Below are 15336 nucleotides of genomic sequence, written 5' to 3' on the forward strand. Positions count from 1 at the left end.
ATCACAGGTCCAGGTGAAGAAACTGGCTGAAGGCGTTTGGCCTGTAGTCGGCAAAGGCGTCGCCATCGACGAAACCCCGCTTGCGGTACATGGCGAGAGCGGGCTCGAATGCCTCGCCGCGCCCGGTTTCGAGACTGAGGCGCCTGACACCCCGTTCGCGCGCGGCGGCGATGATCGTGTCTAGGATTGCGGCTGCCGCGCCTTGCCGAAGGTAATCGGGATAGGTTCGCATCGACTTCACCTCGGCCATGCCGTCGCCCAGCATCTTGAGCGCACCGATCGAGGCGATCTCCAACTGCCCATAGCCGACCGTCTGCCATGCCGACCAGACTGTCACGTCCGGCGCCTGCAACCCGCCAAGATCCAGCGCGAAGACCGCGTCGGGAGGCGAGTTCTTGTGCATGCCCGACAGGTGGAGCGCCAGAAGATCGCGGGTCTGCCGGTTGCTCAGGTCGTCTTCGCGGATCACGAACATGGCGGGCCTAGAAGCAGTCGACCGACACGATCACGCCGGCCCCGTCGGTTTCGATGTTGAGGCGACCGGGACGAAGGTCGTCGGTGACCGGCTGGCCGGTGACGAAGGTGCGCACGCCGCCGCTGGCCGATCCCTCGACGACGGCGCGAACGTCATCGCTCATCGGCTGGCCGACGAACTGATAGGCCCGGTCGGCGCCGCAGCTTTCGGGCAGGATGCCGAGGCAGTTGGAGCCGCTCGGCCGGTCAGGGTCGGCATAGGCCGGGCAGCTTTCGGGCGCCTGCCAGCGCTTGACCGGCCGGTCCGGCGCGCCGTTCACCTCGACCTTTTCGGTCACCTCCGCGATCTGCCGGCCGACCGTCGCTTCCTCGGACGGCTCCTTGCCACACGCGCCCAGTGCGGCGGTGAGCATCAGGATGGCGGCGAGGGCGCGACGGTCGGGGCGAGGGATCATTTGCGTTCGAATGCTGCCGAAATGTCGAGGACGACGGCATCGGACACCATGGGCACGAACGTGGCAATCCCGAAATCGCTGCGCTTCAGCATGGCGCGACCTTCGAAGCCGACGGTTTGAGCCTTGTTCATCGGATTGGTTCCGGCCCCGGTGAAGCGCGCGGCGATCGCGACGGGCCTCGTCCTGCCGTTGAGCGTAAGGTCGCCGACGATCGTGGCACGGTCCGGTCCGGTCCGGGTCACGCTGGTCGAAACGAAGCGGGCGGGCACCGGATCCGCGCCGAAGAAATCGGGCGCGGCACCATCCTTGCCGGGGCGCAGCAGGTGTTCCTTCAGCCCTTCGGAGGCGACGGCCAGCGAAGTGATGGGAATCGTCACGTCCAGCTTCGCCGTCTCGGGCGCGGCAGTATCGAGATCGAGCGTGCCGGTGACGCTGCCGAAGATGCCGAAATAGTCGTTGAAGCCGAAGTGATCGACGCGCCAGCCGACGAGCGTGTGGTTGGGATCGACCGCATAGCTCCCCGCCGCAACGCGAGAGGCATCGGCAACGCCGGGAAGCGGCGCATCCTGCGCCACGAGCGGAGCGGTCAGCCCGATGCCCGCCGCCGCCAGCGCGGCGGGAAGGGCGATGCGAAGCACGCGCGAATTGCGAAAGGTCGAACGATTCATCGATGGTCCCCTGACGTTTGGAAGGTTGCAGGAATCATTCTGGGGACTTCGCGCCATCGTGACAACGAGGCACATCGATGTGACCGAAGGAAAGACTGCCACCAGACGCAAGGCGGGCCCGCGATCGCCGGGACGATCGCGGGCCCGCTTCTTGTCCGGTCCCGATGAGGGCGCCCGAAGCGCCCCTTCGGTCAGGAAATGCCGATCAGTTCTTGGCCTTGTCGACCAGCGCGTTGGCCTTGATCCAGGGCATCATCGCGCGCAGCTTGGCGCCGGTTTCCTCGATCGGGTGGCGCAAGGCCGCCTTGCGCGCAGCCTTCAGTTCGGGCTGACCGGCGCGGTTGTCCATGACGAAGGCCTTGACGAAGCGGCCCGACTGGATGTCCGCCAGCACGCGCTTCATTTCCTTCTTCGTCTCTTCGGTAATGATGCGCGGGCCGATCGTGATGTCGCCGTATTCGGCGGTGTTCGAGATCGAGTAGCGCATGTTGGCGATGCCGCCTTCATACATCAGGTCGACGATCAGCTTCAGTTCGTGGAGGCATTCGAAATAGGCCATTTCCGGCGCATAGCCGGCCTCGACCAGCGTTTCGAAACCGGCTTGGACCAGCGCCGTCGCGCCGCCGCACAGCACGGCCTGCTCGCCGAACAGGTCGGTTTCGCATTCCTCGCGGAAGTTGGTCTCGATGATGCCCGAACGGCCGCCGCCGACGCCCGAGGCGTAGGCGAGGCTGATGTCGTGCGCGTTGCCGGTGGCATCCTGCGCGACCGCGATCAGGCAGGGGACGCCGCCGCCGCGCTGGAATTCCGAGCGCACGGTGTGGCCGGGGCCCTTCGGCGCGATCATGATGACGTCGACGTCGGGGCGCGCCTCGATCAGGCCGAAGTGGACGTTGAGGCCGTGCGCAAAGGCAAGGGCGGCGCCGGGCTTCATGTTGTCGTGCAGGTCGGCGTAGTAGATCGCGGCCTGGTGCTCGTCGGGAGCGAGGATCATGATGATGTCCGCCCACTTCGCCGCCTCGGCGTTCGACAGCACCTTGAAGCCGGCGCCTTCGGCCTTCTTCGCGGTGGCCGAACCTTCGCGCAGGGCGATGGCGACGTCCTTCACGCCGGAATCGCGCAGGTTCTGGGCGTGGGCGTGGCCCTGCGAGCCATAGCCGACGATGGCGATCTTCTTGTCCTTGATGAGGTTCAGGTCGCAATCGGCGTCGTAATAGACTTTCACTTCAATTCCCCTTGGCTTTTCGCCTGCTGACATGGCCGGCCCGCCGGATGATCGTGGCGGCGCATAGCTGGTGTGGATGGTGGCTTCAAATGTATCGTTTGGAACGAAATCCGTATGGTCAGGCGCCGTTCGCGCCGCGCATCATGCCGACGATCCCGGTGCGGCCCACCTCGACCAGCCCCAGTTCGCGCATGAGCGCGACGAAGCTGTCGATCTTTTCCGGGCCGCCGGTGATCTCGAATATGAAACTTTCGGTCGTGCTGTCGACCACCTTGGCGCGGTAGACGTCGGCGAGGCGCAGCGCCTCCACCCGGCTGTCGCCGCGGCCCGAGACCTTCACCAGCGCCAGCTCGCGCTCGACATGCGGGCCGAGTTCGGTGAGGTCGGAAACCTTGTGGACCGGGACGAGGCGTTCGAGCTGGGCGTGGATCTGGTCGATCACTTCGGGCGGGCCGTGGGTGACGATGGTGATCCGGCTGATCTGGTGGTTCTCCGAGATGTCGGCCACCGTCAGCGAATCGATGTTGTAGCCGCGCGCGGTGAACAGCCCCGCGATCTTGGCGAGGATGCCGCTCTCGTTGTCGACGGTGATGGCGAGGACGTGGCGCTCGGCGGCGCGTTTCTCGATATGCATCAGACGGACGCCTTTGCTTCTTCGCTGACCGGCGCGGGCTGGGTTTCGTCGCCGTAGAGCAGCATTTCGGTGTGCGGCGCGCCGGAGCGGAACATCGGCAGGCAGTTCGCCAGCTTGGCGACGCGGCAATCGACGATCACCGGTCCGTCATGGTCGATCATTGCCTGGATGCCCGCGTCGAGATCGTCGAGATCCTCGATGCGGATGCCCTTCCAGCAGTAGGCTTCGGCCAGCTTCACGAAATCGGGCAGCGCGTCGCTGTACGAGTTCGAATAACGGCCCTCAAAGGTCAGTTCCTGCCATTGGCGGACCATCCCCATGTACTCGTTGTTGAGGATGAAGATCTTGACCGGCAGTCGGTACTGGCTGGCCGTGCCGAGCTCCTGGATGTTCATCTGGATCGAAGCTTCACCCGCAATGTCGATGACCAGCGCGCCCGGATTGCCGAGCTGCGCGCCGATCGCGGCGGGCAGACCGTAGCCCATCGTGCCGAGACCCCCGCTCGTCAGCCACTTGTTGGGACCGAAGAAGTGGAAGTGCTGCGCGGCCCACATCTGGTGCTGGCCGACCTCGGTCGTGATGATCGGATCGCGGTCCCTGGTCAGCTCGAACAGGCGTTCGACCGCGAGCTGCGGCATGATCTCGTCCTCGGACCGCGGATAGGCGAGCGAATTGCGCGCGCGCCAGCCGTCGATCCGGGCATACCATTCGCCAAGGTCCTGCGCCCGCGCGCCGGTCGCCTTCCACGTGTCGAGAAGCTGGCGCAGGACCTGCGCGCAATCGCCCAGCAGCGGCAGGTCGACACGAACGGTCTTGTTGATCGACGAACGGTCGATATCGATGTGGATCTTCTTCGCATCGGGCGAGAAATCCTCGATCCGGCCGGTGACGCGGTCGTCGAAGCGGGCGCCGATGGCGACGACGAGATCGGCCCGGTTCATCGCCATGTTGGCTTCATAGGTTCCGTGCATGCCCAGCATGCCCAGCCACGCCCTGTTTTGAGCCGGGTAGGCGCCGAGGCCCATGAGCGTGCTGGTGATCGGCGCGCCGGTGATCGCCTGCAACTCGCGCAGAAGGTCCGATGCCTCCGGCCCCGAATTAATGACGCCGCCGCCGCTGTAGAGCACGGGGCACTTCGCCGCGGCGATCATGCGAACCGCCTCGGCGATCGCGTCGTCGGGCGCGGTGGTCGGCGGGGCGTAGCGGGTCGGCTTTTCGAGCTGGCGGACGGGCGCACTGGCGACTTGGACGTCCTTGGGAATGTCGATGACGACCGGGCCGGGGCGGCCCGTGGTCGCGATCTGGAACGCCTCGGCGATCGTGGCGGCCAGTTCCGACGGGTCTTTAACCAGGTAATTGTGCTTCGTGCAGTGCCGGGTGATGCCGACGGTGTCGGCTTCCTGGAACGCGTCGGTGCCGATCATCGAGGTTGCGACCTGGCCGGTCAGGACGACCATCGGGATCGAATCCATGAAGGCGTCGGCGATGCCGGTGACGGCATTGGTCGCGCCCGGCCCGCTGGTCACGAGGACGACGCCGGGCTTTCCGGTCGATCGCGCGTAGCCTTCGGCGGCGTGGGCGGCGCCCGCTTCGTGGCGGACGAGGATGTGGCGGATGCGATTGTCGGAAAACAGCGCATCGTAGATGGGCAGCACCGCACCGCCGGGATAGCCGAAGACGACTTCGACCCCCTGTTCGACCAGGCTGTCCATCAGGATGTCGGCGCCGCTGCGCTCGGTCACTGCAATTCTCCGTTCAATATTCCAGGTTCGGCCAAAAGAATGGGCCCGAGCGTCGTGCGCCCGGGCCTCTCTCTCCCAACCTTATTTGCCCGGCGAACTAGGCGACATAGAATATCATGTCAACCGCAAATCCCGTAATAATGTTTCAATTATAAGCTTGTTATCGACACTTTCGGTATCAAAGCGCGTCCAAGCGGTGGGTGGCTGATGCCGAAACCAAGTATATTGCCGCTTGGCATAGCGGCGAGTCGCCTGTGCGCCGGCCTCGAGCGTAGCGGCACGATCGGCGCGACCCGCCAGCATCGCCGCGATCTCCGGCACCCCGATCGCGCGCATAACGGGAAGGGCCGGATCGAGGTCGCGGGACAGCAGCGCCTCGACCTCCTCGACCGCACCATTCTCCATCATCAGGGCAAAGCGACGGTCGCAACGCGCGTAAAGCCACTCGCGCTCCGGCACGAGCACAGTGGCGGTCAGGGCCACCGCCCCTGCGATACCGCCTTCGCGCCGCGCGTGCCAGTGATCGAGGGGGCGGCCGGTGCTGCGGACCACTTCCAGCGCGCGGGCGACGCGGGTGGTGTCGGCAGGGTTCAGGCGCATTGCCGCCTGCGGATCCTCGCTGGCCAGAGCCGCATGCGCCGCAGCGACGGGCAGGGCGCGCACCGCCTCTCGCACCGCGGGGTCGATGGCGGGGATCGGCGCGATGCCGTCGATCAGCGTGCGCAAGTAGAGACCGGTGCCACCGACGAGGATCGGCAGCCGCCGCGAGGCATGGGCCTTCGCGATCTCGTCCCTGGCTCTTGCGGCCCAGTCGGCGGCCGAGCAGGCCTGTGCCCCGTCCCACGTGCCGAACAGGACATGCGGCACGCCGCGCATCTCGGCCTCGCTCGGCCTCGCCGACAATACGGCGAGATCAGCATAGACCTGCGCGCTGTCGGCGTTGATGACCGTGGCGGGCAGACCCGCCCGTTCGGACGCCAGCGCCAGCTCGACCGCGAGATCGCTCTTGCCGCTGGCGGTCGGCCCTGCAATGAGCGCGACGCGAGGCCTGGCGCCGCTGATCGAACCATTGCCTGCCGACCCGTCATCGAAGGAGATCCCGTCCGTGCTCATCGCCCGGCTGATAGCAGACCCAGCAAGCATGGAAACCGCGCTCGACGCGGCGGCGGCCGCGTTGGCCGACAAGGGTTGGGCGATGGCGGGTGCGCAGATGCTCGATTTTTGCGGCGACGTGCTGGAAATCCAGCTGGCCGGCGGCGATGCGACGGGGGTGCGTGCCGTGCTCGATGCCAGCTTCGGACCCTGCGACCTCTTGATGAGCGATGCCGAGATCGTCGTTCCCCAGCTTTTCGTGTCGGACATGGATTCGACGATGATCGGGCAGGAATGCATCGACGAGCTGGCCGACTTTGCCGGTATCAAACCCCAGATCGCCGAAATCACCGAGCGGGCGATGCAAGGCGAACTGGATTTCGCCAGCGCCCTGACCGAGCGGGTCGGATTTCTCACCGGGCTTGAGGAATCGGCGATAAGTCGTTGTCTTGACCAACGTATCGTGCCGATGGCCGGCGCTCGCACGCTGGTCGAAACGCTGAAGGCGCGCGGTTGCCGGACGGTCCTGGTCACCGGCGGATTTCATGCCTTTGCCGATCCGGTGGCCGAGATGCTCGGCTTCGAGCGCGTCGTCGGCAACCGGCTCGGCGTGGCGGACGGGAAGCTCACCGGCAAGCTGGCGGCGGAGATCGTTGACAGCACGACGAAGCGGCAGACGCTGGAGCAGGAAAAGGCGCGACTCGGCGACGGGGCGGTGACGATGGCCGCCGGGGACGGCGCCAACGACATCCCCATGATCGAGGCGGCGACTTACGGCATGGCCTATTACGCCAAGCCCAAGGCCAAGGCCGCGGCGAACGGCTGGGTCGATCGGGGCGATCTGACCAGCATCCTGAAGTTGCTGGGTATTCCCCAGTCGGACTGGGTGGGCTGATCCGCCAAGCCGGGGCTCGTTGCAACGCGGCGCGCGGATCCCGGCCCCGAAGCTGCCGGGCCGGTAGGGAATTCGGGGCAATTCTGCTAGAGTGAGGCACTGGGTCGCAAGGAAGTCGGAACGGGGGACTTCGATGCTCGCTGCCAAAACCGCAATCCGCCTGATCGCCGGATTCGCATCGCTCGGACTGGTGGGTGCAGGCTCGGCGCAGGCCGGGCCCCAGCCGGGCGACAGGGTGCCCGGCGTCTACAACTGCTTTTTCGTCGATGGGCCCCTGACACCCTCGTTCGAGGCGCGCAGCGCGGCTTCGCAGGCCAATGGCCGGGTCATGTGGATCTACCCGTCGTTCCGGGCCTTTTCGATGCGTGCACCTGCTGCTGCGGTGGACAGGATGCTGCAGAAGAACCCGATGATCGACCATTGTTCGCAAGCGGTCATCGTCAGCCTGCCGCCCGAAATGGCCTCTGCCAGCAGCACGGTGCAAAAAGGCCCGCCTTCCGGTGGGGGTGGCGGCGGCGGTGGAGGTGGCAAGACCGATACGATCCCCTGGGGCGTCGCTTACGTAAAGGGGGGCATCGGTTATAACGGCGGCAAGGCCTGGGTTGTCGATACCGGGGTCAGCGCGTCGACCGGCGACCTGTCGCTCGATGCGGCAAACTCCGCGGTCTTCCTTTCGGTGCCGAACTCGATCGACGGGACCTCGACGCAGGATTACAACGGGCACGGCACGCACGTCGCCGGAACCATCGCCGCGCTGAAGAACGGCAAGGCGGTGGTCGGCGTTGCGCCCGGAGCTGTCGTGGTTCCGGTCAAGGTGCTGGCCTACACCGGCCTGGGCCTCGATTCCGATGTCGCCATGGGGCTGCAGCACGTGCTCGGCCGCGCGAAAAAGGGCGATGTCGCCAACCTGTCGATCAGCGGCGATGTCGATTCCGACCTGATGGACGCGGCGGTCGTCGCATTCGCGGACAGGTTCGTGACGGCAGCGGGCGGGCCATCGCTGGTGATCGCCGCCGGCAACTCCACCAGGGACATCAACGATCCCGATGTCCGCTATTCCCCGCCCGCCGATATCGACGGACCGGGCATCTACACGGTCAGCGCCATCGACGCATCGGGGTCGTGGGCGTCATTCTCGAACTACGGGGCATCGGTCGACTATGCCGAACCGGGCGTCGACATCGTTTCGCTCAATACTTCCGGCAGGACCGCGAAGAAGAGCGGCACGTCCATGGCGGCGCCGCACCTTGTGGGTATCCTGCTTTCGAGCGGGACGCCCATCGTGAAGGGAACCACGGTCGATCCGGCCAATGCCGCGGTGGACATCGGCAGCAACCCCTGACTTTCCTTAGCCGGTCAGAACACGATAAGCGGCGAGGGACTGATCGTGATGACCGAGGCGGCCCGCAACCCGGGCGGCACGGCCGCGAGCAGCCGCGCGGCGTTCTGCTCGCTGGTGACGGTGATTTCGAAGCGGTCCCGCTCCTACGAGAAAGGGGCCATCGCATCCTGCATCCCGATCGACCGGAGTGCAGTGTCGTAGAGGTCGATGAAGCAGCGCGTCTCGGCAATCGGATAGCGCACTTCGCGCAAGACGAACCTTTTGCGCAAATGGGGCGAGAGCGCGGCCATCACCGCGCTTTGGTCGACGGGCGGCTTCGGGTCGACCGTCAGCCTCGGCTCGCTGGCCTGGGCACGGACGAAGCCCGGCAGGCGCTCCCGCTCGGCCCGGTAGCCGAATTCGGAGAGGACCGCGATATCCTATATGAACGGCGCATACCGATAGCCGTTTTGCGCGGCATAGGCCCGAAAGTAGGCGCGAGCGAGCGCCGGCGAGTGGGCGCGATAGGACATCGCCGTCGCAGTTGGCCCGTCCGGACTGGCACCATAGCCCGCAAGAACGAGCGCGGCAGCGAGGGCGGATGCGACCTTACATGCCGCGGAAACGAGCGCGCCGCGCGGCCCGTTTCCGCGCGCGCGGGATCAGGCTTCCATCCAGTCCCGGAAGAACGCCTCGTTCGCTTCGCGCAGGTCCGCGAGCGATACCCGGCTTTCACCGGTGAGCGATCGGAATGTCACCGCCTCGCCCTCGATCACGCCGAGCGCGACGGCGGCGAGCCCGGCGGCAGCGGCGGCTTCGAGGATCGGTTCTGCCTCTTCGGCAGTGACGACGTAACGCGACTGGTCCTCGCCGAACCAGAACGAGGCCGCGCCCCGGCCTTCGGGGAGGGCGACCGTGCAGCCGATGCCGCCGGCCAGAGCCATTTCCGCCAGCGCGACGGCGAGGCCGCCGTCGGAACAGTCGTGAACCGCCGTGACCGCGCCGTCGGCGATCAGCTTGCGCACCGTTTCCCCGGCCCGCTTCGCCAGGTCGAGGCCGACCGGCGGGGGCGGGCCTTCTTCCCGGCCCAGCACTTCGCGCAAGTAGAGCGACTGGCCCAGGTGCCCGGATTCGCCGCCGATGACGACGACCTGTTCGCCCGCCGCCTTGAAGGCGATGGTGGCCATGATCGCATAATCCTGCATCAGGCCGACGCCGCCGATCGCGGGGGTCGGCAGGATAGCGCTGCCGCCGCCGGTCGCCTTGCTTTCGTTGTAGAGGCTGACGTTGCCCGACACGATCGGGAAGTCGAGCTCGCGGCAGGCTTCGCCCATGCCCTGCAGGCAGCCGACGAACTGGGCCATGATCTCGGGCCGCTGCGGATTGCCGAAATTGAGGCAGTTGGTCACCGCCAGCGGCGTCGCGCCGACCGCGCTGATATTGCGATAGGCTTCGGCGATGGCCTGCTTGCCGCCCTCGTACGGATCAGCATAGCAGTAGCGCGGCGTGCAGTCGGTGCTGATCGCCAGCGCCTTTTTCGTGCCGTGCACGCGCACGACCGCCGCGTCGCCGCCCGATTTCTGGAGCGTGTCGGCACCGACCTGGCTGTCGTACTGCTCCCAGATCCACTTGCGGCTGGCGAGGTCGGCACAGCCCATCAGGGTGGTCAGCGCGGCGGCGACGTCGATGGTCTCCTCGACCGCGCCCATGGCGGGCACGCCGTTCCACGCGGCATATTCGTCGCGGCCGATATAGGGGCGGTCGTATTCCGGCGCGTCGGCGGCCAGCGGTCCGAGCGGGATGTCGCAGACGACCTCGCCGTCGAATTCCAGCACCATGTGGCCGGTATCGGTGACTTCGCCGATGACCGCGAAGTCCAGCTCCCACTTGCGGAAGATCGCCTCGGCCATGGCTTCCTTGCCGGGCTTCAGCACCATGAGCATGCGCTCCTGGCTTTCCGACAGCATCATCTCGTAAGGCGTCATGCCCTCTTCGCGGCAGGGCACCTGGTTCATGTCGAGCCGGATACCCGCCTTGCCGTTGGTCGCCATCTCGACCGAAGACGACGTGAGACCGGCAGCCCCCATGTCCTGGATCGCGACGATGGCATCGGTCGCCATCAGTTCGAGGCAGGCCTCGATCAGCAGCTTTTCGGTGAAGGGATCGCCAACCTGCACGGTCGGGCGCTTCTCGTCGCTGTTCTCGTCGAAGTCGGCGCTGGCCATGGTCGCGCCGTGGATGCCGTCGCGCCCGGTCTTCGATCCGACGTAGACGATCGGATTGCCGACGCCGGTCGCGGCCGAATAGAAGATCCGGTCCGCGTCCGCGACGCCCACGGTCATCGCGTTCACGAGGATGTTGCCGTCGTAGGCCTTGTGGAAGTTGGTTTCGCCGCCGACGGTCGGCACGCCGACGCAGTTGCCGTAGCCGCCGATCCCCTCGACCACGCCCTTGACCAGGTGCTTCATCTTCGGATGGTCGGGCCGCCCGAAGCGCAGCGCGTTCATGTTGGCGACGGGACGCGCGCCCATCGTGAACACGTCGCGCAGGATGCCGCCGACGCCGGTCGCCGCGCCCTGGTAGGGCTCGATGTAGCTGGGGTGGTTGTGGCTCTCCATCTTGAAGATCGCGGCCTGTCCGTCGCCGATGTCGATGACGCCGGCGTTCTCGCCCGGGCCGCAGATCACCCACGGCGCCTCGGTCGGCAGCTTCTTGAGATGCAGGCGCGAGGACTTGTACGAGCAATGCTCGGACCACATCACCGAGAAGATGCCCAGTTCCACGAGATTGGGCTCGCGGCCCAAGGCGTGGAGGACGCGCTGGTATTCTTCGGAGGAGAGGCCGTGCGCCTCGACGATCTCGGGAGTGATGTCGCTCATATCCCGCGCCCCTTAATCGTGCCTGCGCCAAGGTTCCAGTCCTTTGTCGGCTGGCGCGCGCCTCATCGGCAAGCCTGGCGCTTTGCGGGGAGGAAGGCATTGTCGGCGCTTGACCCCATGGAACCGCGCCGCCATTGCTATGCGCCATGAACGACGCGCCCGATGCCACCGGCTCCGACATTGCCGACCTGACTTACGAGCAGGCGCTCAAGGCGCTGGAGGACGTGGTGCGGCGACTGGAAAGCGGCGACGTGGCGCTCGACGAATCGATCACCCTTTACGAGCGCGGCGAGCGGTTGCGCGCGCATTGCCAGGCCCGGCTCGACGCGGCGCAGGCGCGGATCGAGAAGATCGTCGCCGGTCCCGACGGCGTGCCCACCGGCACCCGCCCGTTCGACGAGGGCTGAGCCATGGGAATCGAAGGTGTCGTGACCGCGAGCGTGCTGGGCGATGCGCTGAACCGCATCCGCGAGGACGTCGACAAGCATTTCGACCTCTTGCTTCCGGTCCCCGACGATGCTCGCGCTCGGCTGTTTCAGGCGATGCGGCATGCCGCGATCGGCGGCGGCAAGCGGCTGCGTCCGCTGCTGCTGGTGGCGACCGCGGGCCTCTTCGGGGTGGAACGCGATGCGGCCGTGCGCACCGGCTGCGCGGTGGAGGCGATCCACGCCTATTCGCTGATCCACGACGATCTGCCCTGCATGGACGACGATGCCCTGCGCCACGGGCGGCCGACCGTGCATCTGGAGTTCGACGAGGCTACCGCGGTGCTGGCTGGCGACGCGCTCCACGCGCTGGCCTTCGACATCCTGGTCAGCCCGCAAGTCACCAGCGATCCCTTCGTCCGCTGCGAACTGGTCCTGACGCTTGCAAAGGCGAGCGGGATGGACGGCATGGCCGGCGGCCAGATGATGGACATGATGGCCGAACAGGCGGGAGAGCGGGGCGAGGGGTTCAACCTTCACACCGTGACCCGGTTGCAGCAGCTCAAGACCGGCGCGCTGCTCGGCGCCTCTGTCGAGATGGGCGCGATCCTGGGCCGCGTTCCGCCGGAGGGGCGCGTGCATCTGAAGAACTATGCCCGCGACATCGGCCTTGCCTTCCAGATCGCGGACGATCTCCTCGATCACGAAGGAGACGAGGAACTGGCCGGCAAGGCGCTGCGCAAGGACGAGGCGGCGGGCAAGGCGACGTTCGTGTCGCTGCTCGGCCCCGAACGCGCGCGAGAACAGGCGCAGATGCTGGTGCAGCAGGCGATCGGCCACCTGTCGTCGCATGGCGAGGAGGCCGACGTCCTGCGGGCCATCGCCCGCTACATCGTGGAACGCGAATACTGATCGCCCGGCAGGGCATGGGTACGAGCCGGAGGGGCAGGGTTTGAGCACGCGCATCGGGATTTATCCGGGGACTTTCGACCCGGTCACGCTGGGGCATCTCGACATCATTCGTCGCGGCTCCAAGCTGGTCGACGAACTGATCATCGGGGTGACGACGAACCCGTCCAAGAACCCGATGTTCACGCCCGCCGAACGAATGGCTATGGTCGAGCGTGAGGTTGCCGCGCTCGGCATCGACAACGTCCGCGTCGTCGGGTTCAACGCGCTCCTGATCAAGTTTGCGCAAAAGATGCGGGCATCGGTGCTGATCCGCGGGCTGCGCGCGGTGGCCGACTTCGAGTACGAGTACCAGATGGCGGGCATGAACCAGCAACTCGATCCCGGCATCGAGACCGTGTTCCTAATGGCCGACGTTTCGTTGCAGCCGATCGCGTCGAAGCTGGTCAAGGAAATCGCGCTTTTCGGCGGCGATATTTCGCGCTTCGTCAGCCCTTCGGTATGCGAGGAAGTGATCGCGCGGGTCGACGCACAGGGACGGATGGGCGATTACTGATCGCCTGCATCGTTACCGGACAAGTGGGTACGATGCGCTTGTCATGCATTGCCCCTGTCATTCATTGCAACGTCATCCGTGCACGGCTAATCGCCGCTCATCGCCATTTACGGGATCTGCATTCCAGATGAAATTTCGCTTCCATGCCCGCGCCGCGATCCTCGGTGCCGCGTTCGGTCTTGCTACCCTTTCGATGCCCGCGATGGCGCAGGAAAAGCCCGATACCAGCGCCATCTCCACCGACCCGCTCGTCGCCGCGACCGCCGGCATGACGCCGGAGGAACGCGCCGCTTATGCCAAGGAATACTGGTCGGTCGACATGTCGCTGGAAAGCGACCCAGACAACATCCTGCTGCTCGACCTGTCCAATGGCGGGCGCGTCGCGATCCGCCTGAAACCGCAGTGGGCGCCCGGCCATGTCGAGCGGATCAAGACGCTGACGCGCCAGGGCTTCTACGACGGCGTGATCTTCCACCGCGTGATCGAAGGCTTCATGGCGCAGACCGGCGACCCGACCGGCACCGGCACGGGCGGTTCGCCGCTCCCCGACCTCAAGGCCGAATTCAACCGCGTGCCGCATCTGCGCGGCAGCGTTTCGGCCGCGCGAGAGGGCAACAACGAGGATTCGGCCAACAGCCAGTTCTTCATCGTCTTTTATCCGACGCTGCAGCTCGACCGGAAGTACAGCAATTTCGGCCGCGTCATCGCCGGCATGCAATACGTCGACCAGATCCAGCGCGGCCAGCCTCCGGTCAACCCGACCAAGATCTTGCAGGCGTCCATCGCCAGCGACCACAAGGCGCCGCCGGTCACGACGCCGATGACTGGCGAGATAACGTCGGAAATGCTGTCCGCGCCGATCGCCGACACGCCCGCCGATTAAGCCGCCTTTTCATCCCGCGCGCCAGCGTCTAGGCGCGCGGGCATGAAAGTCGACCTCTTCGATTTCGATCTTCCGCCCGAACGCATCGCCCTGCGTCCGGCCCGCCCGCGCGATGCCGCCCGGCTGCTGGTCGCCGAGGGGGGCGCGCCGCTGACCGACCAGATCGTGCGCGACTTGCCGCAGGTCCTGCGCGCGGGCGACATCCTGGTTTTCAACGATACCCGCGTCATACCCGCCCAGCTCGAAGGGCGGCGGGGCGATGCCAGCATCGGCGCGACCTTGCACAAGCGCATCGACTTGCGCCGCTGGCATGCCTTTGTCCGCAATGCCAAGCGGGTTCGGATCGGCGATCGCATCGAGTTTCCCGCAGGCGTCACCGCTGTGGCGGAGGCGCGCCATGCCGACGGGAGCCTGACCCTGGCGTTCGAAGGGGACGAGCCGGTCGAGGTTCTCCTCGAACGCGCCGGCCGGATGCCGCTGCCGCCCTATATCGCCGGCAAGCGGGACACCGATGCGGCGGATCGCGAGGATTACCAGACGATGTTCGCGCGCGAGGACGGGGCTGTCGCGGCGCCGACCGCCGCCTTGCACTTCACGCCCGACCTGATCGCCGCGCTCGATGCGGCGGGCATCGGGCGAGAGACGCTGACGCTGCATGTGGGTGCGGGCACCTTTCTGCCGGTGAAGGCCACGGACACCGACGATCACGCGATGCACAGCGAATGGGGTCGCATCGAAGCGGAAACCGCCGCCCGGCTCAACGACGCGCGCGCCAATGGCAACCGGGTCATCGCGGTCGGCACGACCTCGCTCCGCCTGCTCGAAAGCGCAGCGGACGACGGAGGGATCATCCATCCCTTCGAGGGCGATACCGCCATCTTCATCACGCCGGGCTACCGCTTTCGCGCCATCGACGGGCTGATGACCAATTTTCACCTGCCGAAATCCACGCTGTTCATGCTGGTCAGCGCGCTGATGGGACTGGACAGGATGCAGGCGGTCTACGCCCACGCCATCGCCGGCGACTATCGCTTCTACAGCTATGGCGACGGATCGCTGCTCATCCCTTGACTGACGGGATTGCGGGAAAAAGACGGCCCGCACCGGGGGCGCGGGCCTTAAGGGGAGAAGACACGACCGGCAAAGGTCCTGCCCGATCCTGCTAGAAAATCCGCGGC

The 15336-nt window shown here is 66.3% G+C and carries 16 protein-coding genes; 8 read left to right on the forward strand and 8 right to left on the reverse strand.

Annotated elements, in window-relative coordinates; genetic code table 11:
- Position 1 precedes the first annotated feature (1 nt).
- From J2X37_RS11470 to miaA, 7 genes are all read right to left on the reverse strand, one after another.
- Positions 2 to 475, reverse strand: coding sequence for a GNAT family N-acetyltransferase (locus J2X37_RS11470; protein WP_310021312.1), 474 nt, complete (start codon positions 473 to 475; stop codon positions 2 to 4).
- 7 nt (positions 476 to 482) lie between these two features.
- Positions 483 to 929, reverse strand: a complete 447-nt coding sequence (locus J2X37_RS11475) for an I78 family peptidase inhibitor (RefSeq protein ID WP_310021314.1) — start codon at positions 927 to 929, stop codon at positions 483 to 485.
- Entirely contained in the window at positions 926 to 1597 is a 672-nt protein-coding gene (locus J2X37_RS11480) for a YceI family protein (protein WP_310021317.1), read from the reverse strand. The genes J2X37_RS11475 and J2X37_RS11480 overlap by 4 nt, the downstream gene beginning before the upstream one ends.
- 205 nt (positions 1598 to 1802) lie before the next feature.
- Positions 1803 to 2822, reverse strand: a complete 1020-nt coding sequence (ilvC, locus tag J2X37_RS11485; protein WP_310021319.1) for a ketol-acid reductoisomerase — start codon at positions 2820 to 2822, stop codon at positions 1803 to 1805.
- Between the two features lie 118 nt (positions 2823 to 2940).
- Positions 2941 to 3456: an acetolactate synthase small subunit gene (gene ilvN, locus J2X37_RS11490; protein WP_310021320.1), complete on the reverse strand. Its 516-nt coding sequence runs from the start codon at positions 3454 to 3456 to the stop codon at positions 2941 to 2943.
- Complete coding sequence (ilvB, locus tag J2X37_RS11495) at positions 3456 to 5168, reverse strand: biosynthetic-type acetolactate synthase large subunit (protein WP_404979621.1); 1713 nt, start codon at positions 5166 to 5168, stop codon at positions 3456 to 3458. The genes ilvN and ilvB overlap by 1 nt, the downstream gene beginning before the upstream one ends.
- Positions 5169 to 5312: 144 nt before the next feature.
- Entirely contained in the window at positions 5313 to 6311 is a 999-nt protein-coding gene (gene miaA, locus J2X37_RS11500) for a tRNA (adenosine(37)-N6)-dimethylallyltransferase MiaA (protein ID WP_310021324.1), read from the reverse strand.
- A gap of 28 nt (positions 6312 to 6339) precedes the next feature.
- On the opposite strand from miaA, the gene serB reads away from it, so the two are divergent.
- The 3 genes from serB (at position 6340) to J2X37_RS11515 (ending at position 8728) form a co-directional block, all read left to right on the forward strand.
- Positions 6340 to 7185, forward strand: coding sequence for a phosphoserine phosphatase SerB (gene serB, locus J2X37_RS11505; RefSeq protein WP_310021326.1), 846 nt, complete (start codon positions 6340 to 6342; stop codon positions 7183 to 7185).
- A gap of 133 nt (positions 7186 to 7318) precedes the next feature.
- Positions 7319 to 8527, forward strand: a complete 1209-nt coding sequence (locus J2X37_RS11510; RefSeq protein ID WP_310021329.1) for a S8 family serine peptidase — start codon at positions 7319 to 7321, stop codon at positions 8525 to 8527.
- 48 nt (positions 8528 to 8575) lie between these two features.
- Entirely contained in the window at positions 8576 to 8728 is a 153-nt protein-coding gene (locus J2X37_RS11515; protein WP_310021331.1) for a hypothetical protein, read from the forward strand.
- Between the two features lie 440 nt (positions 8729 to 9168).
- Here the strand turns inward: J2X37_RS11515 and purL are convergent, their stop codons facing one another.
- Positions 9169 to 11385 carry a phosphoribosylformylglycinamidine synthase subunit PurL gene (purL, locus tag J2X37_RS11520; protein WP_310021333.1) on the reverse strand — a complete coding sequence of 739 codons (2217 nt, stop codon included), beginning with the start codon at positions 11383 to 11385 and terminating at the stop codon, positions 9169 to 9171.
- Between the two features lie 146 nt (positions 11386 to 11531).
- Here purL and J2X37_RS11525 point away from each other — a divergent pair, with 146 nt between their 5' ends.
- The 5 genes from J2X37_RS11525 (at position 11532) to queA (ending at position 15229) form a co-directional block, all read left to right on the forward strand.
- Positions 11532 to 11792 carry an exodeoxyribonuclease VII small subunit gene (locus J2X37_RS11525; protein ID WP_310021335.1) on the forward strand — a complete coding sequence of 87 codons (261 nt, stop codon included), beginning with the start codon at positions 11532 to 11534 and terminating at the stop codon, positions 11790 to 11792.
- Between the two features lie 3 nt (positions 11793 to 11795).
- Positions 11796 to 12722: a farnesyl diphosphate synthase gene (locus tag J2X37_RS11530; protein ID WP_310021337.1), complete on the forward strand. Its 927-nt coding sequence runs from the start codon at positions 11796 to 11798 to the stop codon at positions 12720 to 12722.
- 40 nt (positions 12723 to 12762) lie between these two features.
- Positions 12763 to 13275: a pantetheine-phosphate adenylyltransferase gene (gene coaD / locus J2X37_RS11535; protein WP_310021339.1), complete on the forward strand. Its 513-nt coding sequence runs from the start codon at positions 12763 to 12765 to the stop codon at positions 13273 to 13275.
- Between the two features lie 127 nt (positions 13276 to 13402).
- Positions 13403 to 14158, forward strand: a complete 756-nt coding sequence (locus tag J2X37_RS11540; RefSeq protein ID WP_310021343.1) for a peptidylprolyl isomerase — start codon at positions 13403 to 13405, stop codon at positions 14156 to 14158.
- 42 nt (positions 14159 to 14200) lie between these two features.
- Complete coding sequence (gene queA, locus J2X37_RS11545) at positions 14201 to 15229, forward strand: tRNA preQ1(34) S-adenosylmethionine ribosyltransferase-isomerase QueA (RefSeq protein WP_310021345.1); 1029 nt, start codon at positions 14201 to 14203, stop codon at positions 15227 to 15229.
- Positions 15230 to 15336 lie beyond the last annotated feature (107 nt).

This window comes from Croceicoccus sp. BE223 (assembly GCF_031457155.1).
In the GTDB taxonomy this organism is placed as follows: Bacteria; Pseudomonadota; Alphaproteobacteria; order Sphingomonadales; family Sphingomonadaceae; genus Croceicoccus.

Bases quoted from the DNA above. Each gene is read 5' to 3' on its own strand.
- J2X37_RS11480 (WP_310021317.1), bottom strand. From the start codon at position 1,597: ATGAATCGTTCGACCTTTCGCAATTCGCGCGTGCTTCGCATCGCCCTT.
- ilvN (WP_310021320.1), bottom strand. From the start codon at position 3,456: ATGCATATCGAGAAACGCGCCGCCGAGCGCCACGTCCTCGCCATCACC.
- serB (WP_310021326.1), top strand. From the start codon at position 6,340: ATGGAAACCGCGCTCGACGCGGCGGCGGCCGCGTTGGCCGACAAGGGT.
- J2X37_RS11475 (WP_310021314.1), bottom strand. From the start codon at position 929: ATGATCCCTCGCCCCGACCGTCGCGCCCTCGCCGCCATCCTGATGCTC.
- miaA (WP_310021324.1), bottom strand. From the start codon at position 6,311: ATGAGCACGGACGGGATCTCCTTCGATGACGGGTCGGCAGGCAATGGT.
- J2X37_RS11540 (WP_310021343.1), top strand. From the start codon at position 13,403: ATGAAATTTCGCTTCCATGCCCGCGCCGCGATCCTCGGTGCCGCGTTC.
- J2X37_RS11525 (WP_310021335.1), top strand. From the start codon at position 11,532: ATGAACGACGCGCCCGATGCCACCGGCTCCGACATTGCCGACCTGACT.
- queA (WP_310021345.1), top strand. From the start codon at position 14,201: ATGAAAGTCGACCTCTTCGATTTCGATCTTCCGCCCGAACGCATCGCC.
- J2X37_RS11515 (WP_310021331.1), top strand. From the start codon at position 8,576: ATGACCGAGGCGGCCCGCAACCCGGGCGGCACGGCCGCGAGCAGCCGC.
- J2X37_RS11510 (WP_310021329.1), top strand. From the start codon at position 7,319: ATGCTCGCTGCCAAAACCGCAATCCGCCTGATCGCCGGATTCGCATCG.
- ilvB (WP_404979621.1), bottom strand. From the start codon at position 5,168: ATGGACAGCCTGGTCGAACAGGGGGTCGAAGTCGTCTTCGGCTATCCC.
- J2X37_RS11470 (WP_310021312.1), bottom strand. From the start codon at position 475: ATGTTCGTGATCCGCGAAGACGACCTGAGCAACCGGCAGACCCGCGAT.
- purL (WP_310021333.1), bottom strand. From the start codon at position 11,385: ATGAGCGACATCACTCCCGAGATCGTCGAGGCGCACGGCCTCTCCTCC.
- J2X37_RS11530 (WP_310021337.1), top strand. From the start codon at position 11,796: ATGGGAATCGAAGGTGTCGTGACCGCGAGCGTGCTGGGCGATGCGCTG.